Genomic DNA, 23499 nt, shown 5'->3' with positions numbered 1-23499 from the left:
GTGCGCCGGCCCGGTCTTCATGGACAGGGGGCGGCGGCGCAGGTCTTCCGCTGCCCGACCCGGTCCAGGGCGGAGACGGCGCCTTCCCAGGGGGCCCAGCCGGGGGCGCGGGCGCGGCGGAGGGGGGCGTCGGGGTCGTAGTGGCGTTCGTCCGGCAGCAGGGTGGCGGCCGACAGGCGGCCGGTGGCGGCCAGCAGGGCGGCCTCGGCGATGATGGTGTCGTGCCGGCTCTGGGCCAGCGAGATCTCGGCCGCGCGGAGGTTCTGGTCGGCGATCAGCACGTCGATCGTGCTGCGCATGCCGTAGCCGTATTCCAGCTGGTAGCCGCGCAGCGCCGTGGTTGCCGACGCCACCTGGGCGCTGCCGGCGCGGATGGCGCGCAGGCCGGACTGGACCTGCTGCCATGCCGTCACCACGGCCTGGATCGCCGTGCGGCGCGAGGCCTCGGCCGCCTGGCGCGCGGTCTCGTACCGGTCGCGGGCCTGGCGGATCTGCGAGCTGTACAGCCCGCCGCTTTCGATCGGCTGGGTCAGCGTCACCATGCCCGTGACCTCCTGGTCGTAGGCCGAGCCGTGGAAGGGCGATGCCGCGCCGATCGCGCCCAGGGTCGCGGTGACCCCGATCGTCGGGTTCCAGGCCGACCGGGCGGTGTCGATGTCGGCGGCGCCGGCGTCCTCGGCCGCCAGGTCGCGGGCCAGGGCGGGATTGGCCTGGCCGGCCTGGGCCAGGGCGGCGTCCAGGCTGGGGGGCTGGGCGGGCAGGCCGTCGGGCTGGACCAGGGCGGTCGCCCCGCCGGCCCCGGCCTCGACACCCACGATGGCGCGGAAGGCGGCGCGGCTGGCGGTCAGCTGGGCCTCGGCGTCGGCCAAGGCGACCTCGGCCGCGTCGCGCTGGGCCTGGGCCTGCTCGACGTCGGTGCGGGTCACCTGCCGCGCGGCGTCGCCGCCCAGGGTGTAGCGCGTGCCGGTCAGCGCGGCCTGGCGGGTCAGGGTCTGCAAATCGGCCTGGCGCACCGCCAGCACGTTGGCGTCGCGCAGCACGTCCATGTAGGCGCCGATGGCGGCCTGGAAGGTCTGGGCCTCGGTCAGGCGCAGGGCGTGGCGGGCGGCCTGGGACCGCGCGTCGGCGGCGCGCACCCTGTTGGCGACCTGGCCGCCGGTATAGATCGGCTGCCGCACCGCCAGGTAGGCCTCGGCGTCGTTGCTCTGGAACGAGCCCAGCGCGTATTCGCCGGTATAGGGGCCCTGCTGGTAGGCGGCGTTGACGTTGGCGGTGACGGTCGGGCGCCAGCCGCTGCGGGCCTGGGCCGAATCCTCGGTCGTGGCGCGCTGGGTCGCCTGCTGGCCCAGCAGGGTCGGGTTGCCGCGATAGGCCAGGGCCAGCGCCTGCTGCAGGGTCAGCGTCGTCGGCGCCGCGCCGGGGGGCGGGGCGCCCGGCGAGGGGAGGCCCGCCGTGGAGGGGCCCGTCGTGGAAGGACGCGGCGCGGGGACGGCGTGCGGCGGGGTGGCGTGCAGCGGGCCGGCGGTGGCGGCCAGCAGGGGGACCGCCAGCAGCAGGTGGGCCTTATTCATGGCGCAGGGCCTTCGCGGGTTCGGCGCGGGCGACGCGGACGGTCTGGCCCAGGATGGTCAGCAGCGAGAGCGCGGCCGCCGCCACGCTGACGACGACGAAGGCCGACGGCGACAGCGCGATGCGCTGGTCGAAGCCCGCCAGCCAGCCGCGCATCGCCATCCAGGCGACCGGCCATGCGATCAGGTTGGCCAGCAGGACGGGCCGCAGGAATTGCCCGACCAGCAGGCCCAGCACGTCGCGCGTGCTGGCCCCCAGCGTCTTGCGGATGCCGATTTCATGCACCCGGCGCGCGGCGCTGAACGAGGACAGGCCGTACAGGCCCAGGCAGGCGATGACGATCGCGACCCCGGCGCCCAGGGTGAACAGCCGGCCGCGCTGCTGGTCGGGCCGGTAGTAATTGGCCAGCCGGCCGTCCGCGGCCTCGCCCACGAAGGGCATGTCGGGGGCGATCGTGCGCCAGGCGGCCTGCAGGCGGCGCATCATCGCATCCGGGGCCACGCCGTCGGCGCGCACGGCGACGACCGAAAAGGGGATGACCGCGTCGGTCCGCAGGTAGAGCTGCGGCGTGACGGGTGCGCGCGCCGACATGAAGCGGACGTCGCGCACGACGCCGATGATGACGAAGCGCGCTTGCCTTTCCGTCAGGACCTGGCCCAGGGCCGATGCCGCATCGGGAAAATCAAGTGCCTGCACGGCGCGTTCGTTGATGACGATGCTGGTCGTCGTCGGCTTGTTGTCGTCGATCTGCGCGGTGGGGGCGACGTCCTGGCCGTGCGCCGCGTCGAACCAGCGCCCGGCGACCAGCGTGACCCCGTAGGCCTGGCGATAGTTCCGGCCGATCTTCTCGATCGTCAGCATCGGGTCGACCGACGGGCGGTCGGTGCGCCTGAAATCGGAATTGCTCTGGTTGTTCGACCGGGGCTGGCGGTCCGACAGCGTGACCGCATCCACCCCCGGCACGGCGCGCATGGCGTCCATGACCGCCTGCTGGCGGCCCTGCATCCGGTCCGACGTTTCCAGCGACACCAGGAACAGGTGATCCTGGCGGAAGCCGCGATCGGCGGTGCGGAGGAAGGCGGCCTGCGCGTTGACGACCAGGGTGCAGATGGCGAAGGCGATGGCGAAGCCGAACTGCGCCACCACCAGCACGTTGCGCAGGCGCTGGCCCATCCGTCCGCCCGAGGGCGCGCGCGACGCCGCCAGCACGGCGGCCGGGCGGTAGCCCGACAGCACCAGGGCCGGATACAGGCCGGCGGCGACCCCCACCAGCAGCACGACCAGCGCCATGCGCGGCAGCAGCCACGCATAGTCGATGGCGACCGCCCAGCCGCCCATGGCATTGACGAACGGAAGGGCGAGTTCGGCCAGGGCGACGCCCAGCACCGCGCACGGGACCAGCAGGACGACCGATTCCGCCAGGAACTGCGCGACCAGCTGCGGGCGGGTGGCGCCCAGGACCTTGCGCAACGCGACCTCGCGCGCGCGCAGGCCGGCGCGGGCGGTGGCGAGGTTCACGTAATTGATCACCGCCGCGACCAGGGCCAGGAGGCCGACCAGGCCCAGCGCGTCGATGACGCGGCGGTCGCTGCCGCTCTCGCCGCCAAAATTGTGCAGGTCGCCGAAATGGGTGTCCAGCAGTGGCGAGAGGGTCATGTTGAACCAGCCCGGCTTGACCTCCGGGTCGGCCATCCGGCGGTGGACGAAATCGGGCAGGCCGGCGTCGACCGCCCGCGCGTCGGCCGCCGCGCGGAAGCGCAGCCAGGTCGCGCCCGAACTGGACCCCCAGTGACGGAAGGCCAGCGTGCGGTCCTTCATGTCCTGCGGGAAGACGGCCAGGATGTCGGGGCGCACCGTCATGTCGGGCGGCACGTCGCGAAAGACCGCCGAGACGGTATAGAGCGTCCGCCGGTCGTCATTGGTGATGCCGACCTGCCGCCCGCGCGCGTCCACCGTGCCGAACAGGCGGCGCGCGGTGGATTCGCTGATCGCGACGCGGTCGGGGGCGGCCAGCGCGTCGCGCGCGTCGCCGTCGCGCATCGGCAGGGCGAACACGTCGAAGAAGGCCGGGTCGACGAAGCTGACCGACATCGTCGCAGGCTGGCCGCGGCCGTCATCGACCGCGCACCGGTTGTCGTCGATCCGCGTGGCGGCGGCGATCTGCGGGAAATCGGCGCGCAGCGGGTCGTAGGCGGCGAAGGTCGAGAACATGCTGTGCGTCCGGCCCTCGCCGGGCAGGGTCCAGATTTCGTCCAGCCGGTCGATCAGGGCGGCGTTCGGCAGCCGGCGGTCGAATCCGTATTCGAAGCGCACCACCAGCGACAGCACCACGAACACCGCAATCCCCAGGCCCAGGCCCACGATGTTCAGGGCGGCGTACAGCCGGTGTCGCGACAGCATGCGGCAGAAGGTCAGCACGCCGTGCGCCAGCAGGCCGGCGTTGGGAAGACGGCTGTGCGGAAGACGGGTGTTCGGAAGATCCGTTTCGGGCAGACGGGGGTTGGGCATCGTGTGCGCCCCTTCAGATCGCGTTGCGGACGGAAATGACGATCTGTCCGTCCAGCATGTCGACGCGGCGCTTCGCCAGGTCGGCGTGGCTGGGGGAATGGGTGACCATGACGATGGTGGCGCCCTCGTCATTCAGCGTCTGCAGGATGTCCATGACCTGCGCGCCGTTTTCCGTATCCAGGTTGCCGGTGGGTTCGTCCGCCAGGATCAGGTCGGGTTCGCCGACGATGGCGCGGGCGATGGCCGCGCGCTGCTGCTGGCCGCCCGACAGCTGGCTGGGATAATGGCGCGCGCGGTGGCCGATGCCGACGCGGTCCATCGCGGCGGCGACGCGGATGCGGCGTTCGGCACGGGGCAGCTTGCGATAGATCAGTGCCAGCTCGACATTTTCCTCGATCGTCAGTTCGTCGATCAGGTTGAAGCTCTGGAAGATGTAGCCCAGGTGGGTGCGGCGGAAGATCGCCAGTTCGGATTCCGGCAGGCGGCCCAGGTCGCGGTCGCCGAAGCGGTAGACGCCGCCGCTGGGCCGGTCGATCGTGGCCAGGATGTTCAGCAGGGTCGATTTGCCGCAGCCGCTGGGCCCCATGATGGCCACGAACTCGCCCCGGTCGATCGACAGGTGGATATCGTGCAGGGCAGTCGTCTCGACCTCGTCCGAGCGATAGAGGCGCTGGATGTCGGAAAGCTGGATCAGCATCTGTGCGGTCCTGGGGCTGGGTGCGGGCGTGGGGGGATCAGCGGATGAGCAGCCGGCTGAAATCGTGAAAGCGCGTGTAGGCGGACGTGACGACCTGCTCGCCGTCCTGCAGGCCGGAGGTGATTTCGACCTGTTCGGGGTTGCGGCCGCCCGTCGTGATGTCGCGCCGGGCGGCATGGCGGCCGTCGGGCGCGACGACGAAGATCGTGGTACCGCCGCTGCCGTCCAGCCAGGCGCCGTTGGGCGCGACCAGGGCCTGGCGGGTCCGGCCCAGCGTCAGGCGGCAGTCGATGCCCTCGCCCCGGCGCAGGCCGGGCGGCGGCGCGTGGTCGAAGGTCAGTTCGGCGCGGAACTGGCCGCCGGTGATCTGCGGGTGCACGCGCGCGACGGTGAAGGGCGCGTCGACGCCGTCGACATGGGCGATGCCGTGCTGGCCGACCGCGATCCGCGCCAGGTAGAATTCGTCGATGTCGGCGTCCAGTCGCCACGCGCCCTCGCTGTCGATCTGGCCGATCGGGTCGCCGGCCTTCAGCGACTGCCCGGGCTGGAGGGTGAAATTGGTCAGCCGGCCGGCGACGGGCGCGCGTAGGGTCAGCGACGACAGGCTGTCCTCGACCACCGCCAGGCTGGCGCGCAGGCGGTCGGCGGTGCGGTCGATGTCGCGGGCCTGGGCCTCGGCGACGGCGCGGTCCTGCTGGCGTGCCGCCCGCAGCAGGGCCAGGCGGCGGCTGTAATAGGCGTCTTCGTCGGCGAAGCTGCGGATGTTGGCGTCGGATTCGAAGCCCTGCGCCAGCAGTTGCCGCCGGATTTCCAGCTCGTGCGCGGCCTTCAGCACGTTGTAGCCGGCCTCGGCGATCTGGCCGTCCTCGGCGGTCTGCGACTGCTGCAGGGTCAGGCGCTGGGCGCTGAGGGCGCCGAGCTGGCTGGCGATGTTGGCCTCGCGCGCCGTGACGTCCAGTTCCAGCTGCGGGTTGGTCAGGCGGGCCAGCACGTCGCCCGGACGGACCAGCGCGCCGTCCTGCGCCGTCACGCCGGAGACCTGGCCGCCCTGCACCGCGCCGACCAGCACGACATGCAGCGGCGCCACCGTCGCGCGCACCGGCAGGTAATCCAGGAAGGGGGCGGTGCGCACGGCCTCGACCGTCAGGCTGTCGGCCTCGACCGCCAGGGTGCCCGACGACGGCGTCATGCGCCACGCCGCCACGCCGGCCGCCAGCGCCAGGATCGCGGCGGCCGGGCCGGCCAGGCGTTTCAGCCGCGCGGCGCGTGACGGCGCGATCCGGCGATCCATGCGGGCGCCGGGGGGCGTCGGGACGGCAGGGCGGCCCGCGGCGGGGTCCGCCGTCCGTCCGGCCGTGGGGGGTACCGGGTTGCCCGTCATCGGGGCTGCGCTGTGCGGCATAATCGTCTTTCCTTGCCTCGCGAACAGTGTAAGGCTTTGGGAAGAACTTTTTATCTCGTTGAATAAAAAGGATATTGTCAGGTGCGGTCGCGGCGTGTGTCCGCCGGCGAACAGCACTGTCCGGATCCGAACATGCCAGACCAGCCGTCAAGCCCCATTGTTGCGCCGTCCGCGTCGCCCCCCTGCATCCTGTTCGTCGACGACGATTCCGACATCCGGCAGGCGACGTCGCTGCTGCTGCGCCGGCGGGGGTTCGAGGTCGTGGGCGCCGCCGACCCGGCGCAGGCGCTGGCGGTGCTGGCCGCGATGCCCGTCGCCGCCGTGCTGCTGGACCTGAACTATGCCCGCGGCGCCACCACGGGGGCCGAGGGGCTGGAGTGCCTGCGCGCGTTGCTGGCGCATGATCCGGGCCTGCCGGTGGTGGTGGTGACGGGGCATAGCGGCGTCGCGATCGCCGTCGCCGCCATGCGGGCGGGGGCGGCCGATTTCGTCATGAAGCCGTGGCGGAACGACCGGCTGGTCGCGACGCTGGAGGATGCGCTGGCCACCCATCGCCGCCGCATGGCCGTGCGCGCGGCCGCGCCCGATGCGGCGGGTCTGGTCGAGGACGACGTGATGGTTGCGGGATGCGCCGCGACGCGCGACGCGCTGGACCGCGCCGACCGGGTGGCGGCGACGCAGGCCGGCGTCCTGCTGCGGGGCGAGGCCGGGACCGGCAAGACCGCGCTGGCGCGCCGCATCCATCGTCTGTCGGCGCAGCGCGGCGGCTGCCTGCTGGTCCTGGATGCCCATGGCGCCGGCGACGATCCGCGCGCGCTGGCGGCCCGGCTGGACGGGATGGGCGGGCAGGACACGATCCTGGCGGAGGACATCGGGGCCTGGCCGCCGGCGGCGCAGCGTGCGCTGCTGGCATGGCTGGAGGACGGGCATCGGGCGCGGCTGCTGGCCACGTCGCGCGACGGGCCGGAGCATCTGCGCGCCCATGTGGCGCCGGGCCTGCTGTATCGCCTGGGCACGGTCGAGATCGCGCTGGCGCCGCTGCGGGCGCGGGGCGAGGAAATCCCGGTGCTGTGCCGCCATTTCCTGCGCCTGTTCGCCCGCCGCCACGGCCTGCCGGAACGGTGGCTGGCGCCGGAGGCGGAGGGCCTGCTGGCGGCGCGGCCGTGGCCGGACAACGTGCGCGAGCTGCGCCATGTCCTGGAGCGGGCGACGGTGATGGCGACGGGCGACCTGCTGACCGACGCCGATTTCGCCCCGGCCGGAATGCCGGCCGGGGCGGACGATGCGCCGGCCGGGCACGACCGCACCCTGGCCGGGTCGGAAAAGGCGATGATCGAGGCCGCGCTGCGCCGCCATGGCTTCAATGTCAGCCACGCGGCGCGGGAACTGGGCCTGACCCGCCCGGCGCTGTATCGCCGCATGGCGCGGTACGGGTTGTGACGGGCGGGCGGTCGTACCCGGTTTCCGGCCGCGTGGGGGGCGTGGCGGCGCAGCTGGCCGGGGTGGGGCTGGGCGCCGGGCTGGCGGTGGAATGCCTGCATCGCGGGGTCTATGCCGTGGCGCTGGTGGCGGCGGGCGGCGGCGTGGTGGCGGCGGTGTTCGTGCTGGCACGGCTGGCGCGGCTGGAGCAGCGCGTGGCGGCGCGCCTCGCCGAGCGTGCCGCCGCGCCGCCGCCCCGGCCCGACCAGGCGGCGGCGTTGCGCGCGATGCTGGACCACGCGCCCGTGCCGCTGCTGGGCCTGATGACCGACGGGGCGTTGCGGGCGTCGAACCGCGCGGCGCGGCGGCTGTTCGGCACCGACGACCGGGTTATCGCCCCGCCGCCCGCGCTGATGGCGGCGCTGGGCCGGCTGGAGGCCGGGGGCCGTGCCGTCGTGTGCCTGGACCGGCCCGGGACCGGCGCCGGCGGGTCGAGCGGGGGCGCGCGCCATTACGCGCTGTCGGTCGCGCTGGGCAGCGGGCACGGGTCGTTCGCGCGGCTGGTGGCGCTGACGGATATCGAGGCGGAGCTGAATGCCGGCGAGGCCACCGCCCTGCGCGAGATCCTGCAGGTGCTGAGCCACGAGATCATGAATTCGCTGACCCCGGTTTCGTCCCTGGCCGAAAGCGCGCAGGAGATGCTGGCCACCGGCGCGCCGGCCGCGGCGCCGGAGGTCGAGCAGGCGCTGGCCACCATCCTGCGGCGCGTCCGGGGGCTGGACCGCTTCGTCCAGGGCTATCGCCATCTGGCGCGCCTGCCGCCGGCCGCCCCCCGCCAGATGCCGGTCGGCGCGATGCTGCGCGACGCGGCGCGGCTGTTCGCCGGGCGGTGGGACGACCGGCAGGTGGCGCTGCGCCTGGCGCTGCCGGCGCCCGACATCGTGGCGCGGCTGGATGCGGACCTGCTGGTCCAGGCCCTGATCGCGCTGATGACCAACGGCGCGCAGGCCGCGCTGGCCGGCCCCCGCCGCCCCGCCTGGGTCGCGCTGTCGGCCCGCGCCGATGCCGACCAGGTGACGATCGGCGTGTGTGACAGCGGCGCCGGCATTCCCCCGGGGCAGGAGGCCCTGATCTTCCGCCCGTTCTTCTCGCTGCGCGACGGGGGCACCGGCATCGGGCTGAGCCTGGCGCGGCAGATCGTCCAGGAACATGGCGGCAGCCTGACCCTGGAACCGCCCGCGGCCGACGCGGGGGCGTCCTTCGCGATCCGGATCTGACGATGTCCGCCGATCAAGGCCGTGACATGATACCGGTTCGGATGGGCGCGATGGGAAGGGCGCGGCGGTCAGGCTTGCGCGGGCGTGTGTCGGCCGGTGGGCATGGTTCCGTCTTCGTGAGACAGATACGCTCGCGATGCTCCCTGCGCGGGACGGACATTTCCGGTGCGGACGTGCATCAGGCAGATCTTCTGATCGTGTCAGGAGGCGCTGATCAGGGGCAGCCACAAGGCCAGCGCCGCGAGCGTGGCCAGCAGCACGGGAGGCGTGATGGCCAGGCCGACCTTCATGTATTGTCCCCACGTGACTTCGTGATTTTTGGACGCCAGGACATGCAGCCACAGCAGCGTGGCGAGGCTGCCGATCGGGGTAAATTTCGGCCCGAGGTCGCAGCCGATCACGTTGGCATATACCATGAGATCGCGCGTCAGCGGCGTGATGTCATGGGCCTGCTGGATGGCCAGCGCGCCGACCAGCACACTGGGCATGTTGTTCATGACCGACGACAGAAGGGCCGCCAGAAAGCCGGTGCCAATAGTGGCAGTGAACGGCCCCCGATGGCCCAGCCAGACCAGAGCCGTGGCGATGTGATCCGTCAGTCCGGCATTTCGCAGCCCGTAGACCACCAGATACATGCCAAGCGAGAAGATCACGATCTGCCACGGCGCACCGTGAAGCACCTTGCGAACGGGAATTGCACCGCCCCGCATGGCGACGGCCAGCAGCGCGCCCGCCGCGAGACAGGCCACGACACAGAGCGGGATGTGGAGCGGGGCGATCAGGAAATAAGCCGCCAGAACCAGGGCCAGAAGCGGAAAGGCGGCGCGGAATACGCGAGGGTCACGAATGGCGGTGGCGGGTTCCGGCAATTCGGAGAAGGGATAGGTCTCCGGCAATCGTTGCCGGTAGCAGGCCCACAGAACGGCGAGTGTCGCACCCAGCGCCACGAGATCGACCGGAACCATGACAGCGGCATAGCGATCGAACGGGATGCCGAAGAAATTCGCGCTGACGATGTTCACCAGATTGGAAATCACCAGAGGAAGACTGGTGGTATCCGCAACGAAACCGGTCGCGATGATGAAAGCCAGGGCGGCTGCATGGTTCAGGCGGAGTTGCGTCAGGATGGCGATGACGATGGGCGTGAGCAGCAGGGCGGCGCCGTCATTGGCGAAAATGGCGGAAATCGCGGCACCCAGCAGGACGATCAGGGGAAACAGCGTCCGCCCCCGGCCCTTGCCCCAGCGCACGACATGCAGGGCCGCCCAACGGAAGAACCCGGCCTCGTCCAGCAGAAGCGAGATGACGATCAGGGCGATGAAGGTGAAGGTCGCGTCCCACACGATGTGCCAGACGACGGGAATGTCATGCCAGTGGATGACACCCGTCGCGAGTGCCGCGGCGGCGCCGGCCAGCGCGCTCCAGCCGATACCCAGCCCCCCGGGCTGCCAGATGACGAGGACCAGTGTGGCGGCGAAAATGGCAAGAGCCAGCATCAGACGATCCGTTTTCCGGCCGCATCGACGATCTTCTCGCCATCCTCCTTGGCAAAGGCCGCTTTCTGCGGGGCAGGCAGAATGTCGAGAACCCGTTCGGACGGGCGGCAGAGCGCACCGCCCAGCGGCGTTGCGACGATCGGCCGGTTGATCAGGATCGGATGCGCCAGCATCGCGTCAATCAGATCATCGTTGCTCAGCGTCGGATTATCGAGGCCAAGTTCCTCGTAGGGCGTGTCCTTGCGCCGCAGGAGATCACGAACGGAAATGCCCATGCGCGCGATCAGGTCGACCAGCGTCTTCCGGTCCGGCGGCGTCCTGAGATATTCGATGATCGTCGGCTCGATCCCGGCATTGCGGATCAGGCCCAGCGTGTTGCGCGACGTTCCGCAGGCGGGATTGTGCCAGATCGTGACAGTCATGGACAGCATTCCGATGCAGGGCGGCAGGAAGACAGTTCCGTGACCAGCGGCGCGCAGAGTTCGGGACTTCCCGCGCAGCAATCCCGGACAAGAAACAGCATCAGGTCCCGCAGCCGGGAAAGGCACGCGCGATAGACGATCAGGCGGCTGTGACGTGTCGATGTCAGCAGACCGGCCCGCGTCAGCGTCGCGAGATGAACCGAGATCGTGTTTTGCGGCGCGTCGAGCTGGCGGGCGACCTCACCCGCGGGCAGGCCCTCCGGTTCATGGCGCACCAGCAGTTGGAAGATTTCCAGTCGTGTGGACTGGGACAGGGCACTCAAGGCGGCCAGGGCGGACTCCGTTTCCATATATCCGTATTTATGGATATATTCGGGGCCGTCAAGATGGCCTGGAACGGCCCTCATCCGATACCGGATACCGCGTTACACACCAAACAGACGACCAATCCCACCCGTGACAACCATGGCCACGATCCCCCAGAACGTTACGCGCAGCGCGGGGCGCAGGGGCGATGCGCCACCGGCGATTGCGCCGACAAGGCCCAGGACGGCGAGAACCACGACGGACGTCAGGGACACGCCCCACGAGACCCAGGCCTCGGGGGTCAGGACAGCCGCCAGAACGGGCAGCACAGCCCCCGAGGAAAAGGCCGTGGCTGAGGCGAATGCCGCCTGAAGGGGTTTCGCCGCGGTTGCATCGGATAGTCCCAGTTCATCCCTGGCATGCGCCCCCAGGGCATCATGCTTCATGAGTGCGGTCGCAACCTGGTGCGCGAGGTCTTCATCCAGCCCTCTCTTCTGGTAGATTCCGGTCAATTCGGTGACCTCGCCAGCCCAGTCGGTGGCCAGTTCCCCTTTTTCGCGGGCGAGATCGGCCTGCTCTGAATCCGCCTGGGAACTGACCGAAACATATTCGCCGGCCGCCATCGACAGGGCTCCGGCCACAAGCGCGGACAGGCCTGCGACGAGAATGCTGCCGCGTGTCGCATGGGAGCTGGCAACCCCGACAATGAGGCTGCCGGTGGACAAAGTCCCGTCATTGGCACCCAGGACAGCCGCACGCAGCCATCCCAGTTTCTCGACGGCATGGCGTTCGGCCAGAGGATGGAGACGCGACATAGGATGGCCTGTTGCCCTTGGGGAATATACCTCCAGGATTAGGGCGCGCGGCGCCACGCGACAACATGTATTTTATTCTGATATTGCGAGTTGTTTTCAATATTATTTAAATTCAGGATCATTTTATTCCGTTCAGGTTCTTGTCAGGAAAACATGATATCGTGGGCCGTCGCGCCTGGCGTTTCGCGGGGAACGGGCATGGCTGAATCACCATCGGGCGTCGCGGATGCCGCGCGCCATGATACGCCGACGATTCTCTCCGGTTCGTCTTCGGAGAGACGTGGGGATGGTCGGGAGAGGGCCGCGATGGCGCGTTTCTTTTTGAATCCGGACTTTCGGGCAGCTTTCTTCAGCCTCTCGGTCTCGGCCGGATCTTTCGTCGGGATCGCCCGTGGCGTGATGTCGTCCGGACGGGGTGGATGTGCGCCTTCCCCCTGAAACCCGCCAAAGGATACAAGCGTTTGGAGACCAGTCTGTGTCTTCATGATCGGGCAGCATCATGGCGCTGGATCGCCGCTCCCTCCTCACGCTGGCCGGGTCCGCGACGCTGATGGCCACGGTCCCGGGCTGGGCCTCGGGCGCTGGTTCCGCCCCCGGCGAGAAGGCCGACCACACGCTGCGGATCGCCACGGGCCTTGTTGAGCTTGCGCCCGATCGCATCATCTCAACCACGCTCTATAATGGCCGGTTTCCCGGCCCCCTGCTGCGCCTCACGGAAGGCAGGCGGGTCGTCGTCGATATCTTCAACGATACCGACACGCCGGAACTGGTGCACTGGCACGGGCAGATGATCCCCAGCGACGTCGATGGCGCGGCGGAGGAAGGCACGCCCGCGATACCGCCGCACGGCATGCGCCGGATCGCCTTCTGGCCGAAGCCGTCGGGCTTTCGCTTCTATCATACGCATGTCGCGGCGGGCGGCGATCTCAATCGCGGCACATATACCGGTCAGGTCGGGCCGCTCCATATCGAGCCAAAGGATAATCCCGGCGCCTATGATCGCGAGATATTCCTGGTATTGAAGGAGTTCGAACCGTCCTTCAGCCGTGGCGGCGACATGGCGATGGATGTGCTGGCCGGCGCTCCGGTCGCCGAACTGGTGCAGATGGGCAAGGCCGCCGACGCGGCGGCCAGGGAGAAGGCCAGGGGATTCGAGGTCGGTTATGAATCGTTCGGGATCAACGGAAAGATGCTGGGTCATGGCGAACCCATCCGCGTGAGGCAAGGCGAGCGCGTCCTGTTCCACGTCCTGAACGGCAGCGCCGGCGAAATCCGCAGTCTTGCCCTGCCCGGGCATGTTTTCAGGGTCGTGGCCCTCGATGGCAATCCGGTACCGACGCAGGCCGAGGTTCCGGTGCTGTGGCTGGGCACGGCAGAGCGTGTCTCGGCCTTCGTCAGGATGGATCACCCGGGCATCTGGATCATGGGGGACCTGGCCGACGACGACCGCCGGCGCGGGATGGGTGTCGTCGTCGCGTATGCGGGGCAAGGCGGCATGCCGCTCTGGGCCAGGCCCGGACCCGCGCGCTGGGATTACGTGCGGTTCGGCAAGCCGCGTGCCGCCAGGGCGCCCGATGAGACGATCGAGATGACGATCGTCAAGCACAACGCCGCCCGCGATGGCTTCAACGAATGGACCCTCAATGGAAAAGCCTTCTCGATGGAGACGATGCGGCCGCGCTATACGCTGCATGAGGGACGGCGCTACCGGCTCAAGATCCGCAATGCCAGCGATGACATCCACCCGCTGCACCTGCACCGGCACAGTTTCGAATTGACCCGGATCGGCGGCAAATCAACTGGCGGGGTGATCAAGGACGTCGTGATGCTGGGGGGATTTCAGGAACTCGAATGCGATTTCGTCGCCGACAATCCGGGACCGACGCTCTCTCATTGTCATCAGCAACTGCACATGGATTTCGGGTTCATGGCACTCTTCGACTACGCATGACGGCCGTCTTGCATCTATCCGGAAGATAAAGGGCTCGACCCGATGACCATTGTGCCGCGTGGCATGGAACCGGAAGGGCAGCGGACAGGCTCGCCACGCGAAGTCCTCCTCATCTTCCTCAGGCTGGGTGTCACCTGCTTCGGTGGGCCGATCGCGCATATCGGGTATTTTCGCGACGAATTCGTCGTCCGGCGACAATGGCTCGACGAGCATGCCTATGCGGATCTCGTCGGGCTGTGCCAGTTTCTGCCCGGGCCGGCGAGCAGCCAGGTGGGATTTTCCATTGGCCTCATGCGGGCTGGCTATCTCGGTGGCCTCGCCGCGTGGACCGGGTTCACTCTGCCCTCGGCCGTCGCGCTCGTTCTCTTTGCCTATAGCGCGAGCGCGCTCGGCGGCCAGAGTGGTGTCGGCCTTCTGCATGGATTGAGACTTGTCGCCGTCGCGATCGTAGCACAAGCGGTATGGGGCATGGCACGAACGCTGTGCCCCGACCGGCCGCGGGCTTCAATCGCGGTCATGACCGCGCTCATCATGCTGTTTTCCCCCTCACCGCTTGCCCAGGTCGGAGCCATTGCCGTGGGGGGCGTTTCGGGCCTGTGGCTTTGTCGCACGATACGGGCGTCGGATGGTGGACAGGTCAAAGTGCCCGTGTCGCGCCGCGCAGGGACGATCGCGCTTGCACTTTTTCTGGCATTGCTCGTCGGCCTTCCCATCCTCGCTCGCCATGGCGCGCCAGAGGGCATTGCCCTGTTCGACGCGTTCTACCGGGCGGGGGCGCTCGTGTTCGGCGGTGGCCATGTGGTGCTGCCGTTGCTGCGCGAGGCCTTCGTGACCCCGGGTTGGGTGAGCGACGATTCCTTTCTCGCCGGTTATGGCGCGGCACAGGCGGTTCCGGGGCCGCTCTTCACGTTCGCGGCCTATCTCGGGGCCATCGTCAAGCAATCGCCCCATGGTGTGCCCGGTGCTGTCCTGGGGCTGCTGGGCATCTTTCTGCCTGGTGTCCTGATCCTGATCGGTGCGGTTCCTTTCTGGGATGCATTCCGCAGCCGGCCCATCGCCCAGGCGATCATGCTTGGCGTCAACGCGGCGGTCGTTGGCTTGCTGGGGGCCGCGCTCTACACGCCGGTCTGGACGGGTTCGGTCAAGTCGGCGGGGGATTTCGGAATCGTGCTCGTCGGCTTCGTGCTGCTGACAATCTGGCGGGCGCCCCCGCTGGCCGTGGTCGGCATCAGTGCGCTGGGCGGAATCGTTCTGGGGCAGACGGCATACTGAGATGTCCGGCAAGTGCCCCGCGTCGGACCGTCATCTCTCCGGCGCGACGCCCGACCTCCCAGTCGGGCCTGGTCATACACTCTGGAATCTCCTGTTGACGACATCAGGTTCCCGTTCCGGGGTGGGGACGGGCGGGCCGAAATTGCATCCGTGCCTGCGCCTGGTCTTCCTGCAGGCGGGCGGCAAGCGCGGCGACAAAGGCGCGGACCTTGGGCGCGACCAGGCGTGTGGTCGGATAGACGGCCCAGACCGACAGTGGCTCCGGTCCTCCGTCGGTGAGTTCGACCGGGACAAGGAGGCCCCGACGCAGGTCGTCGTGGACGTACCATTCCGAGAGATTGGCGATGCCAAGGCCGCTGAGGCACGCCTGGTGCAGGGCATCCACCGAACTGGCGGTGAAACGGCCCGCCGCCTTCACGCGCGTGCTGCCCGGGCGTGAGAAATCCCAGTGCGATGCGCCGGTGATGAGCAGGCACTGGTGGCGCGCGAGGTCGGCGACCGTGCGCGGCACCCCCTGTTCCGCGAGATAGGAGGGGGCGGCGAAGAGGCCGCGCGGGCTGTCGCCGACACGTCTGGCGATCAGGCCGTTTTCCTGAAGTGCCGCGATCCGTACCGCGACGTCGATTCCCTGCGCGACGATATCGACGATGCTGTCGGTCAGGAGAAGATCGACCCGCAGGTCCGGGTTCGCGCGCATGAGGTCCGCGATGAGCGGCCCGAGGACCTTGCGCCCGAAGGGAAAGGAGGCCGTGATCCGCAGCACGCCGGAGACACCGTCACCGACGGGCCTGACGCTGGCCCGCGCGATGGCTGCGTCCTCGAGCAGCGCCTGCGCATGGGGCAGGAATGCCTCGCCCTCCGGCGTCAGGGCGATCGACCGGGTCGTGCGATGCATGAGGCGGACCCCGAGATCGTCCTCCAGCGCGGCAAGGCGGCGCGTGGCGACCATCGGAGAGATGCCCAGCCGGCGGGCGGCGGCAGCGAGGCTGCCCGCTCGGGCGGCCTCGACGAGGACGGCGAGCCTCTCCAGTTCCATTATATCCCCGATCGTTATGGCGGCATATATGTTCGTATAACTACATCACGATATGATATTCACCTAGATGTCGGGTCCCGAATTGATGGGACACCGATCATGAATGATCATCCAGACTCCGATCCGCTTTTTGCTCCGGTTCGCCTCGGCGCGCTGTCGCTTGCCCACCGTGTCGTCATGGCGCCGCTGACCCGCATGCGCTCCGGCCAGCCGGGCGATGTCCCGCAGGCGATCAATGAGCTCTATTACCGGCAGCGTGCCAGCCGCGGCGGCCTGATCATCACCGAGGCCACGGATATCAGCGCGCAGGCGCGGGGCTATCCGGGGGTTCCCGGCATCTACAGCGACGACCAGATCGATGGCTGGCGCCATATCACCGATGCCGTGCATGGCAGGGGCGGCCTCATCGTCCTGCAGATCTGGCATACGGGCCGGATCTCCCACCCGTCGATGCAACCGGCCGGGGCGACGCCCGTCGCGCCCTCGGCCATCCTGCCGCCGGGTCTGCGCCACCTGGACGTCCATGGCGGCGATGCGGCGCTCGTGCTTCCCCGCGCGCTGGAATCCGAGGAGATTCCTGCCATTGTCGCGACCTTCGCCCGGGCCGTGCGCAATGCGCGCGACGCGGGGTTCGACGGGGTCGAGATCCACGCCGCCAATGGCTACCTGATCGACCAGTTCCTGCAGGACAGCAGCAACCTGCGCACCGATCGTCATGGCGGTTCGATCGCCAACCGGGCACGCTTCCTGCTCGACGTCGTGGACGCCGCCGTGGATGCCTGGTCCGCCGATCGGATCGGGGTGCGCCTGTCGCCATGGGGCCGCTACAACGGAATGGCCGATCGCGATCCGGCCGGCCTCCATGCCCATGTCGGCGGCGAACTCGCGCGGCGCGCGCTGGCCTACCTCCATGTCGTCGAGCCCCGCGCGGACCAGCAGAGCGACGTCAATGCCATCGACGCGGACGCGCCGGATGCCGGGGCGCTGCTGAAACGGGCATTCGGCGGCCGGGTCATTTCGGCCGGCGGGTATGTCGGCGATACCGCCCGGCACGCATTGGCGGCGTCGCGCGCCGACGCGATCGCGTTCGGACGGCTCTTCATCGCCAACCCCGACCTTCCGCGGAGATTGCGGAACGGGAACCCCATGAACCGTTACGATCGGGCGAGTTTCTACGGCGGCGATGCCCGTGGATATACCGACTATCCCTTTCTGACCACCACGGCCTGAAGCGTCGGGAGACCTGCCATGTCGGCGCATGCAACAACCACCCCGAATCCGCCCGTGATCCATCCGCCCGCGACCGGCACGCTCGGCCTGGGGACGACCCTTGCGATGTCGGTCGCGGCAGGGATTGCGGTCGCGAACATCTACTACAACCAGCCGATGCTCGGCGTGATCGAGCGCGCGTTTCCGGGCGACGTGGCGGGCATGATCCCGACGGCCACGCAGTTCGGCTACGCGGTCGGCCTGTTCCTGCTCGTGCCGCTGGGCGACCTGATCGAGCGCAGGCGTCTGATCATCGTCCAGTTCACCATCCTTGCGATGGCCCTGGTTGCCGCGGCGCTGGCGCCGAACGCCGGCCTGCTCATTCTCGCGTCGCTGCTGCTCGGCGTCTCGGCGACGGTTGCCCAGCAGATCGTGCCGTTCGCGGCGCATCTTGCGGCGCCCGAACGTCGCGGGGCCACCGTCGGCACGGTCATGTCGGGCGTCCTTGGCGGAATCCTGCTCAGCCGGACGCTGGCCGGCTTCGTCGCGACCCATTTCGGCTGGCGCGAGATGTTCTGGCTGGGCACGCCGATGGCGCTCGGGGCGGGGGCCCTCATGGCGGCCAGCCTGCCGCGCAGCCATCCGCAGACGGGGCTGGGCTATGGCGCGCTGATGCGTTCGCTGGTCCATATCTGGCGTGAATTCGGCGCGTTGCGCCTGGCGGCCGTCACGCAGGCGCTGCTGTTTGCGGCCTTCACGATCTTCTGGACGATCCTGGCCTTCCGGTTGCAGGAACCGCGCTTCGGCCTGGGGGCGGATATCGCCGGCCTCTTCGGTATCGTGGGCGCGGTCGGCATCCTTGCGGCACCCGTCGCGGGACGGGTGGCGGACCGGTACGGCCCCCATCGTGTCATTGCGCTGGGCGCGGTCCTGACGCTGCTGTCGTGGGTCGTGTTCGGGGTGTGGACCTCGATCGCCGGTCTGGTGGCGGGCGTCATCGTGCTGGACTTCGCCGTGCAGAGCGCGCTGGTGTCGAACCAGCATGTGATCTACGCCCTTCGGCCGGAGGCCCGGGCGCGGCTCAATACCATCTTCATGGGGGCCATGTTCCTGGGCGGGGCCGTGGGCTCGGCCGCGGGGACCGCGGCGTGGACCATGGCGGGATGGACCGCGGTTTCCCTGCTGGGCGGCGGGGTGGCGGCGGTCGCCGTGGTCCTCCAGCTCGCGAGTCTCAGGCGCGGCGGCTGACCGCGCGGGTGGCGATCGTCGGCGGCCCGCTGGGGGCTCGTCTCGGCCGGCAGCAGTTCCGGCCGCAATTTCTCGGGGCCATGCTGGCGGAGCCGATGCCCTTCGTCCGGGCCATCTTCGGTTTCGGGATATCGGGACTGATGCGGGGCCGATTGCCGCCGCCGGAGGATGTCCTGGCCTGCCACGAACGCGAACGCCGCGCGGCAGGGTGGAGGATTGCCGCATACGGTCGAAAGCCAGGCGCATCGATGGCCTGAGGGACGGTCGACAGGCCATCGCCCGCGTGCCCGGTGCCCCTGGCACGGCGTCTGCGGGCGATGGTCCGGTCGAGCGGATCAGGCGGCGTCCACCAGGACGATCTCGGAATCTTCCAGCGCCTTGACCCGCAGCGTTTCCGTTTCCGAAATCGCGGCGCCGTCACGGGTGTTCACCCGCACGCCTTCGATCTCGACAGCGCCGGTCGAGGGCACCAGGTAGGCCCGGCGTCCGGTGCCGAGCGCATATTCCGCAACCTGCCCGGCCTTCAGCGTCGCGCCCAGGACGCGGGCATCGGCGCGGATCGGCAGCGCATCGGCATCGTCGTCATGGCCCGATGCCAGGGTGACGAAATGGCCGGCCCGGTTCTGCTTCGGGAACGGACGCGCACCCCAGCCTGGCGCCTTGCCCTGTGTGGTCGGGATGATCCAGATCTGGAAAATCTGGGTCTCGCCTGGCTCCAGGTTGTACTCGCTGTGCGTGATGCCGGTGCCGGCGGACATCACCTGCACGTCGCCCGCCTCGGTACGGCCCTTGTTGCCCAGATTGTCCTGGTGGGTGATCGCGCCCTTGCGGACATAGGTGATGATTTCCATGTCGCGATGCGGATGGGCGGGAAAACCGGTGCCCGGCGCGATGGTGTCGTCGTTCCATACCCGCAGGTCGCCCCAATGCACGCGCTCGGGGTCGTGATATCCCGCGAACGAGAAATGATGTTTCGCCTTCAGCCAGCCATGATCGGCCCCGCCCAGGCTTGCGAATGATCTGACGTCTATCATCTGATACCTCCCGGCCTGCATTGGCCTTTTGCAAAACCAGAGATACGCCTTCGCCATTCGGGATTAAATGGAAATGAAGGAAACCTATTGGTTCCAATAATTGTATCTGGCCGGGCGCCCGGACGCCGGCGGCGGGCCGCAGGCACAAAAAAACCGCGCGGCCCGAAGGCGCACGCGGCTGTCGGCGATGGGGAAATGGGGGCGGGTGGGTGTCCCGCGGCGGATGCTACGGGGCCGCATGCGCGGTGATGTCGATATCGACGCCGACCTCCAGCGCCACCCACTGTCCGCTCGCCCACGGGCCCTGGCCGATGCCGAACGGCGAGCGGACCAGGTCGAGATGGCCCCGGGCATGGGCTGTCGTGCCGGTGATATCGAGCGTGAAGGGGAGGGTTTCGGGCAGGCCGACGCCGCGGATCGTAAGTGTCCCGTGGGCCTCGTAGGCATTGCCGCCCTTCGACTGGAATCCCTTGGCCTCGAATGTCGCCCTGGGAAAGGCCGCGACATTGAACCAGTCGACGCCGGGCATGGCCTCGTCGCGCTGCGTGTCGCCGGTCGCGGCACTGGCGACGTCGATCGTGACCAGGGCATGCCCCGCGTCGGGATGGGCGGGGTCGAACCGGATCGTGCCGCCGAAGCTTTTGAAATGGCCGGTGAACCTGGCGCCGGTCTGCGTGCCGGTGAAGGCGACGGTGCTGTGGGCCGGGTCGATCGTCCAGTCGGCGGCAAGGGCCGGGGCGGCAGGGGCGAGCAGGACCGCACCGAGCATCGCGGCCTTCAGATGCGTGGAGAGAGACATGAAGGGAGATCCTGTCAGGCAGGTTGCGATGATTTGGCGGCGCGGCGGCGGGCGGGCAGCATCTGCCGCAGGACGCCGTCCTTCAGGACGAAATGGTGGCGCAGGGCGGCGGCGGCGTGCAGGGCGATGACTGCCGTCAGGATCCAGGCGCCCCAGTGGTGCAGGGTCTTCAGCGCGGCCTCGACCGGGGCCTTGTCATGCAGGGTGGGCAGGACCGGCAGATGCGGCCACGGCACGATGCCGTAGAGAACGGTCGGGATGTTGAAGACCGACGCCGAGACCAGCGCCCATCCGCTGAGCGGCAGCAGCACCTGCAACCCGTACAGCAGCCCATGCGTGCCGTGCGCGGCCCTGCGTTCGATGTCGGGCATCGCGGCCGGCAGGGCGGGCGCCCTGTGGCACAGCCGCCAGCCGATGCGCAGCACGATGGCCAGCATGAGCGTGATGCCGATCGATTTGTGCAGCTGGTAGAGCCTGAACACCTGCATCGGCGGCAGGGACAGATGGTCCATGGCCAGGCCCATGCCGATCAGGGTCAGGATCCCGGCGGCGATCACCCAATGCAGGGCGATCGCGACCGGATCGTAGCGGCCGGTCGTGCCGGCCATGTCGGGACGGGCCGGCATGGCGGGTTCAGTCCTGACGCTCGAACGCGCCGGCGATGCGCAGCTCGACGGCGTCGCTGACATACGGGACATACATCTTCACGCCGAAATCGCTGCGGTTGATGGTGGCCTTCGCCTCGAAGCCGACGGTGTATTTCTTGTCCAGCGGGTTCACGCCGGCACCGACGAAGCGCACCTTCAGCGTTTCAGGCCTGGTGACGCCGTGGATCGTCAGGTTGCCCGTGACGGTCGCGCGATCCTTGCCGATGGGGGTGACCTTCGTCGAGGTGAAGGTGGCGTTCGGGAACCGGGCCGCGTCGAACCATTGCTCGCCCTTCAATTCACCGGTCAGCTTGTCGCTGGTGGTCTGCACGGATGCGATGGGGATCGTGACGTTCAGGGTCGAGGCGGACGGGGTTTTGGGATCCAGCGTCAGCGAGCCGGATACGTTCGAGAACAGGCCCGAGTAATAGCTGAAGCCGAGATGCAGCAGCGAGAAGCCGACCTGCGTGTGGCCGGGTTCGACCTGATAGGCGCCGCCCTGCACATCGGCGGGCTGCGTGGGGGCCTGGGCCGAGACCGCGCCGGCGGTGACGGCGAGCAGGACGGACGCCGCGGCGGACGTGGTCAGAAACGAACGAAACATGTCGATGATCCTTGGAACGATGAGGTCACACGGAGGAGGTGGAAAGCCTGGCGGCGATCTGCGCCACATGCTGGCCCAGGAAGCGGGCGCCCTCCTGTTCGCTGGCGCTGACGGCGCGCGATCCGTCGGTGCCGGCGAGTGTCGTCGCGCCATAGGGCGCACCGCCGGTGATCTCGTCCATGCGCATCTGCCCCTGGTAGCTGTAGGGCAGGCCGGAGATGACCAGGCCATGATGCAGCAGGTTGGTGATGACGGAGAACAGCGTCGTTTCCTGGCCGCCATGCTGCACCGCGGTCGAGGTGAAGGCCGCGCCCACCTTGCCGACCAGCGCGCCCCTGAACCACAATCCGCCGGTCTGGTCCCAGAAGCTGGCCATCTGCGACGCCATGCGGCCGAAGCGCGTGGGCGTGCCGACGATGATCGCGTCATAGGCTTCGAGGTCGGCCGGCGTCGCGATCGGCGCGTTCTGGTCCAGCTTGAAATGATTGGCGCGGGCAATGTCTTCCGGCACGGTTTCCGGCACGCGCTTGATGTCGGCCTGCGCACCGGCGGCGCGCACGCCGTCCGCCACGGCTTCGGCCATCGTTTCGATGTGTCCGTAGGTGGAATAGTAAAGAACGAGAACCTTGGTCACTGCTGCTCTCCTGTCCAGGCGGATCGGAACACCGGCCGGGCCTTGTGATGGTCGCTGCAATCCATGTCGGGACCGCATCGCAAGGCTCGGGCGCCGGCAGAAGGTCTTTGCCGACCGTCTCCGGACCGTTGCCGGTGGAGAATTGTTAGACCGGCTGAGGCGGCGAAAAAAATGAAAAGGAATGAAACTGTTCGTTTCCATATTTTTGCCGTCGAAGTCCGGACGGCTGCCGGGGCCAAGGCGGGTCGGGGGAAGAACCGCGCTGTGCGTCTGCCGGACCGCCGCGCGCGTGGCCGCCCGACGGCTGAAGCCGTCCGCGCCTCAGCCGGGTCGTTGATATCCTTGGCTGGGCAGGGTGGACGGCATGCGGGAGGGGCGTCGCCGCAGGGACGGGAGGGCGGTCATTGCGAAGCCATGGGGGTGAAGGGGCCGTCGCGGGGTATCGGGAGGGAGCGGGCCAGTTGCAGGAGGGCGGACAGACCGTCGGGCCAGAGCCCGATGTCCGATGCGCTGCCGATATGTCCGATCCGACCGGCATCGACCAATGTCGACCCCCATCGCGCGGCCAGGGCATCGGCGCGGGCCGGTGACAGCCATTCGTCGTTCCGGCTGGCGATCAGGAGGGATGGAAATGGCAACGGCGTGACGGGAAGCGGGGCAAAGCCGCCGACACGGCACGCGTCCGGTCCGGCATGTTGTTCGACATCGGCCGGGGCCACCAGCAGGGCGCCGGCCGCGATCCCGAGACGGTGTTCGCTGGCCCGTCGCGCCACCAGGACGGCGCCGAGGCTGTGCGCCACGAGGATGGCCGGACGCCGGCAGGCGCGCATGGCGTGGCGCAAGCCGTTGCCCCATGCCCGATAGGTGGGATTCGCCCAGTTGCGCTGGACCACCCTGCGCACCGTGACCCCCTGCCGGTGCAAGAACGCCTCCCAGCGGGATTGCCAGTGATCGGGACCCGAGCCGTAGAGGCCGGGCACGATGACGATCTCGAAAGCCGAGAGCGTCATCAGCGAAGGGGCGACGACCGGGGCGGCGTCCGCTGTCCCGGTGGAAGACTGGCCGGCCGGCCTGTCCCCGCGCCATGGCGAAATCCGGTTCGTGTGATTGACGGTCGACATCGGCGTGCCTCCGGTATCGAGAGCGTTCATGGT

General features: G+C 69.0%; 22 protein-coding genes. 6 read left to right on the top strand and 16 right to left on the bottom strand.

All coding sequences use genetic code 11. The features are described 5' to 3' along the window. Positions 1-17 precede the first annotated feature (17 nt). The 4 genes from HLH28_RS03370 to HLH28_RS03355 are packed head-to-tail and all read right to left on the bottom strand — an operon-like array spanning position 18 to position 6176. Positions 18-1571 carry a TolC family outer membrane protein gene (locus tag HLH28_RS03370; RefSeq protein ID WP_182954456.1) on the bottom strand — a complete coding sequence of 518 codons (1554 nt, stop codon included), beginning with the start codon at positions 1569-1571 and terminating at the stop codon, positions 18-20. Further along, positions 1564-4077 carry an ABC transporter permease gene (locus tag HLH28_RS03365; RefSeq protein WP_246395633.1) on the bottom strand — a complete coding sequence of 838 codons (2514 nt, stop codon included), beginning with the start codon at positions 4075-4077 and terminating at the stop codon, positions 1564-1566. Before HLH28_RS03365 ends, HLH28_RS03370 begins: the two co-directional genes overlap by 8 nt. 13 nt (positions 4078-4090) lie before the next feature. After that, positions 4091-4774 (bottom strand): ABC transporter ATP-binding protein, encoded by a 684-nt coding sequence (locus HLH28_RS03360; RefSeq protein WP_182954454.1) that lies wholly within the window; start codon positions 4772-4774, stop codon positions 4091-4093. Between the two features lie 37 nt (positions 4775-4811). Next, a complete protein-coding gene (locus HLH28_RS03355) occupies positions 4812-6176 on the bottom strand; it encodes an efflux RND transporter periplasmic adaptor subunit (RefSeq protein ID WP_246395632.1) in 1365 nt (454 codons plus the stop codon). A 132-nt stretch (positions 6177-6308) separates the two neighbouring features. Here HLH28_RS03355 and HLH28_RS03350 point away from each other — a divergent pair, with 132 nt between their 5' ends. Further along, the gene (locus tag HLH28_RS03350; protein WP_182954451.1) at positions 6309-7616 is read left to right on the top strand and encodes a sigma-54-dependent transcriptional regulator; all 1308 of its coding nucleotides are present in this window, start codon (positions 6309-6311) and stop codon (positions 7614-7616) included. Continuing rightward, the gene (locus HLH28_RS03345; RefSeq protein ID WP_182954449.1) at positions 7613-8872 is read left to right on the top strand and encodes an ATP-binding protein; all 1260 of its coding nucleotides are present in this window, start codon (positions 7613-7615) and stop codon (positions 8870-8872) included. The genes HLH28_RS03350 and HLH28_RS03345 overlap by 4 nt, the downstream gene beginning before the upstream one ends. A 200-nt stretch (positions 8873-9072) precedes the next feature. Here the strand turns inward: HLH28_RS03345 and HLH28_RS03340 are convergent, their stop codons facing one another. The 5 genes from HLH28_RS03340 to HLH28_RS03320 all read right to left on the bottom strand — a co-directional run bounded on the left by HLH28_RS03340 (position 9073) and on the right by HLH28_RS03320 (position 12396). After that, a complete protein-coding gene (locus HLH28_RS03340; protein WP_275943704.1) occupies positions 9073-10368 on the bottom strand; it encodes an arsenic transporter in 1296 nt (431 codons plus the stop codon). Beyond that, positions 10368-10790 carry an arsenate reductase (glutaredoxin) gene (gene arsC / locus HLH28_RS03335; RefSeq protein WP_182954447.1) on the bottom strand — a complete coding sequence of 141 codons (423 nt, stop codon included), beginning with the start codon at positions 10788-10790 and terminating at the stop codon, positions 10368-10370. Before arsC ends, HLH28_RS03340 begins: the two co-directional genes overlap by 1 nt. After that, a complete protein-coding gene (locus tag HLH28_RS03330) occupies positions 10787-11140 on the bottom strand; it encodes an ArsR/SmtB family transcription factor (RefSeq protein WP_182954444.1) in 354 nt (117 codons plus the stop codon). The genes arsC and HLH28_RS03330 overlap by 4 nt, the downstream gene beginning before the upstream one ends. Positions 11141-11215: 75 nt before the next feature. Further along, on the bottom strand, positions 11216-11911 hold the full coding sequence (locus HLH28_RS03325; RefSeq protein ID WP_182954441.1) for a VIT1/CCC1 transporter family protein: 696 nt from the start codon (positions 11909-11911) through the stop codon (positions 11216-11218). Positions 11912-12054: 143 nt separating this feature from the next. Further along, entirely contained in the window at positions 12055-12396 is a 342-nt protein-coding gene (locus HLH28_RS03320) for a hypothetical protein (protein ID WP_182954439.1), read from the bottom strand. Positions 12397-12410: 14 nt separating this feature from the next. On the opposite strand from HLH28_RS03320, the gene HLH28_RS03315 reads away from it, so the two are divergent. Then, a complete protein-coding gene (locus HLH28_RS03315) occupies positions 12411-13862 on the top strand; it encodes a multicopper oxidase family protein (RefSeq protein WP_182954437.1) in 1452 nt (483 codons plus the stop codon). 42 nt (positions 13863-13904) lie between these two features. Next, positions 13905-15134 carry a chromate efflux transporter gene (gene chrA, locus HLH28_RS03310; protein WP_182954435.1) on the top strand — a complete coding sequence of 410 codons (1230 nt, stop codon included), beginning with the start codon at positions 13905-13907 and terminating at the stop codon, positions 15132-15134. A 103-nt stretch (positions 15135-15237) separates the two neighbouring features. Here the strand turns inward: chrA and HLH28_RS03305 are convergent, their stop codons facing one another. Then, positions 15238-16170, bottom strand: coding sequence for a LysR family transcriptional regulator (locus HLH28_RS03305; RefSeq protein WP_182954433.1), 933 nt, complete (start codon positions 16168-16170; stop codon positions 15238-15240). 99 nt (positions 16171-16269) lie between these two features. On the opposite strand from HLH28_RS03305, the gene HLH28_RS03300 reads away from it, so the two are divergent. Beyond that, entirely contained in the window at positions 16270-17400 is a 1131-nt protein-coding gene (locus HLH28_RS03300; protein WP_182954432.1) for an alkene reductase, read from the top strand. An 18-nt stretch (positions 17401-17418) separates the two neighbouring features. Beyond that, complete coding sequence (locus HLH28_RS03295; RefSeq protein WP_182954431.1) at positions 17419-18627, top strand: MFS transporter; 1209 nt, start codon at positions 17419-17421, stop codon at positions 18625-18627. 335 nt (positions 18628-18962) lie between these two features. On the opposite strand, the gene HLH28_RS03290 is transcribed toward HLH28_RS03295, so the two are convergent. From HLH28_RS03290 to HLH28_RS03265, 6 genes are all read right to left on the bottom strand, one after another. Beyond that, a complete protein-coding gene (locus HLH28_RS03290; RefSeq protein ID WP_182954430.1) occupies positions 18963-19661 on the bottom strand; it encodes a pirin family protein in 699 nt (232 codons plus the stop codon). A gap of 226 nt (positions 19662-19887) precedes the next feature. Then, positions 19888-20460, bottom strand: coding sequence for a YceI family protein (locus HLH28_RS03285; RefSeq protein WP_182954429.1), 573 nt, complete (start codon positions 20458-20460; stop codon positions 19888-19890). A gap of 14 nt (positions 20461-20474) precedes the next feature. Next, positions 20475-21086: a cytochrome b gene (locus HLH28_RS03280; RefSeq protein ID WP_182954428.1), complete on the bottom strand. Its 612-nt coding sequence runs from the start codon at positions 21084-21086 to the stop codon at positions 20475-20477. A gap of 7 nt (positions 21087-21093) precedes the next feature. Beyond that, positions 21094-21711, bottom strand: a complete 618-nt coding sequence (locus tag HLH28_RS03275) for a YceI family protein (protein ID WP_182954427.1) — start codon at positions 21709-21711, stop codon at positions 21094-21096. A 25-nt stretch (positions 21712-21736) separates the two neighbouring features. Further along, positions 21737-22345 carry an NAD(P)H:quinone oxidoreductase gene (gene wrbA, locus HLH28_RS03270; protein ID WP_182954426.1) on the bottom strand — a complete coding sequence of 203 codons (609 nt, stop codon included), beginning with the start codon at positions 22343-22345 and terminating at the stop codon, positions 21737-21739. A gap of 401 nt (positions 22346-22746) precedes the next feature. Beyond that, a complete protein-coding gene (locus HLH28_RS03265; protein ID WP_246395631.1) occupies positions 22747-23496 on the bottom strand; it encodes an RBBP9/YdeN family alpha/beta hydrolase in 750 nt (249 codons plus the stop codon). Between the last annotated feature and the right edge of the window lie 3 nt (positions 23497-23499).

Source organism: Gluconacetobacter tumulisoli, from assembly GCF_014174155.1.
Classification (GTDB): domain Bacteria; phylum Pseudomonadota; class Alphaproteobacteria; order Acetobacterales; family Acetobacteraceae; genus Gluconacetobacter; species Gluconacetobacter tumulisoli.
Note: the sequence above shows the minus strand (reverse complement) of the source record. Positions and strands in the feature narration are given on the sequence as shown.

Bases quoted from the DNA above. Each gene is read 5' to 3' on its own strand.
- HLH28_RS03320 (WP_182954439.1), bottom strand. From the start codon at position 12,396: ATGAAGACACAGACTGGTCTCCAAACGCTTGTATCCTTTGGCGGGTTT.
- HLH28_RS03340 (WP_275943704.1), bottom strand. From the start codon at position 10,368: ATGCTGGCTCTTGCCATTTTCGCCGCCACACTGGTCCTCGTCATCTGG.
- arsC (WP_182954447.1), bottom strand. From the start codon at position 10,790: ATGACTGTCACGATCTGGCACAATCCCGCCTGCGGAACGTCGCGCAAC.
- HLH28_RS03315 (WP_182954437.1), top strand. From the start codon at position 12,411: ATGGCGCTGGATCGCCGCTCCCTCCTCACGCTGGCCGGGTCCGCGACG.
- HLH28_RS03360 (WP_182954454.1), bottom strand. From the start codon at position 4,774: ATGCTGATCCAGCTTTCCGACATCCAGCGCCTCTATCGCTCGGACGAG.
- HLH28_RS03330 (WP_182954444.1), bottom strand. From the start codon at position 11,140: ATGGAAACGGAGTCCGCCCTGGCCGCCTTGAGTGCCCTGTCCCAGTCC.
- HLH28_RS03300 (WP_182954432.1), top strand. From the start codon at position 16,270: ATGAATGATCATCCAGACTCCGATCCGCTTTTTGCTCCGGTTCGCCTC.
- chrA (WP_182954435.1), top strand. From the start codon at position 13,905: ATGACCATTGTGCCGCGTGGCATGGAACCGGAAGGGCAGCGGACAGGC.
- HLH28_RS03285 (WP_182954429.1), bottom strand. From the start codon at position 20,460: ATGTCTCTCTCCACGCATCTGAAGGCCGCGATGCTCGGTGCGGTCCTG.
- HLH28_RS03350 (WP_182954451.1), top strand. From the start codon at position 6,309: ATGCCAGACCAGCCGTCAAGCCCCATTGTTGCGCCGTCCGCGTCGCCC.
- HLH28_RS03325 (WP_182954441.1), bottom strand. From the start codon at position 11,911: ATGTCGCGTCTCCATCCTCTGGCCGAACGCCATGCCGTCGAGAAACTG.
- HLH28_RS03365 (WP_246395633.1), bottom strand. From the start codon at position 4,077: ATGCCCAACCCCCGTCTGCCCGAAACGGATCTTCCGAACACCCGTCTT.
- HLH28_RS03355 (WP_246395632.1), bottom strand. From the start codon at position 6,176: ATGCCGCACAGCGCAGCCCCGATGACGGGCAACCCGGTACCCCCCACG.
- HLH28_RS03305 (WP_182954433.1), bottom strand. From the start codon at position 16,170: ATGGAACTGGAGAGGCTCGCCGTCCTCGTCGAGGCCGCCCGAGCGGGC.
- HLH28_RS03280 (WP_182954428.1), bottom strand. From the start codon at position 21,086: ATGCCGGCCCGTCCCGACATGGCCGGCACGACCGGCCGCTACGATCCG.
- HLH28_RS03370 (WP_182954456.1), bottom strand. From the start codon at position 1,571: ATGAATAAGGCCCACCTGCTGCTGGCGGTCCCCCTGCTGGCCGCCACC.
- HLH28_RS03275 (WP_182954427.1), bottom strand. From the start codon at position 21,711: ATGTTTCGTTCGTTTCTGACCACGTCCGCCGCGGCGTCCGTCCTGCTC.
- HLH28_RS03265 (WP_246395631.1), bottom strand. From the start codon at position 23,496: ATGAACGCTCTCGATACCGGAGGCACGCCGATGTCGACCGTCAATCAC.
- HLH28_RS03295 (WP_182954431.1), top strand. From the start codon at position 17,419: ATGTCGGCGCATGCAACAACCACCCCGAATCCGCCCGTGATCCATCCG.
- HLH28_RS03290 (WP_182954430.1), bottom strand. From the start codon at position 19,661: ATGATAGACGTCAGATCATTCGCAAGCCTGGGCGGGGCCGATCATGGC.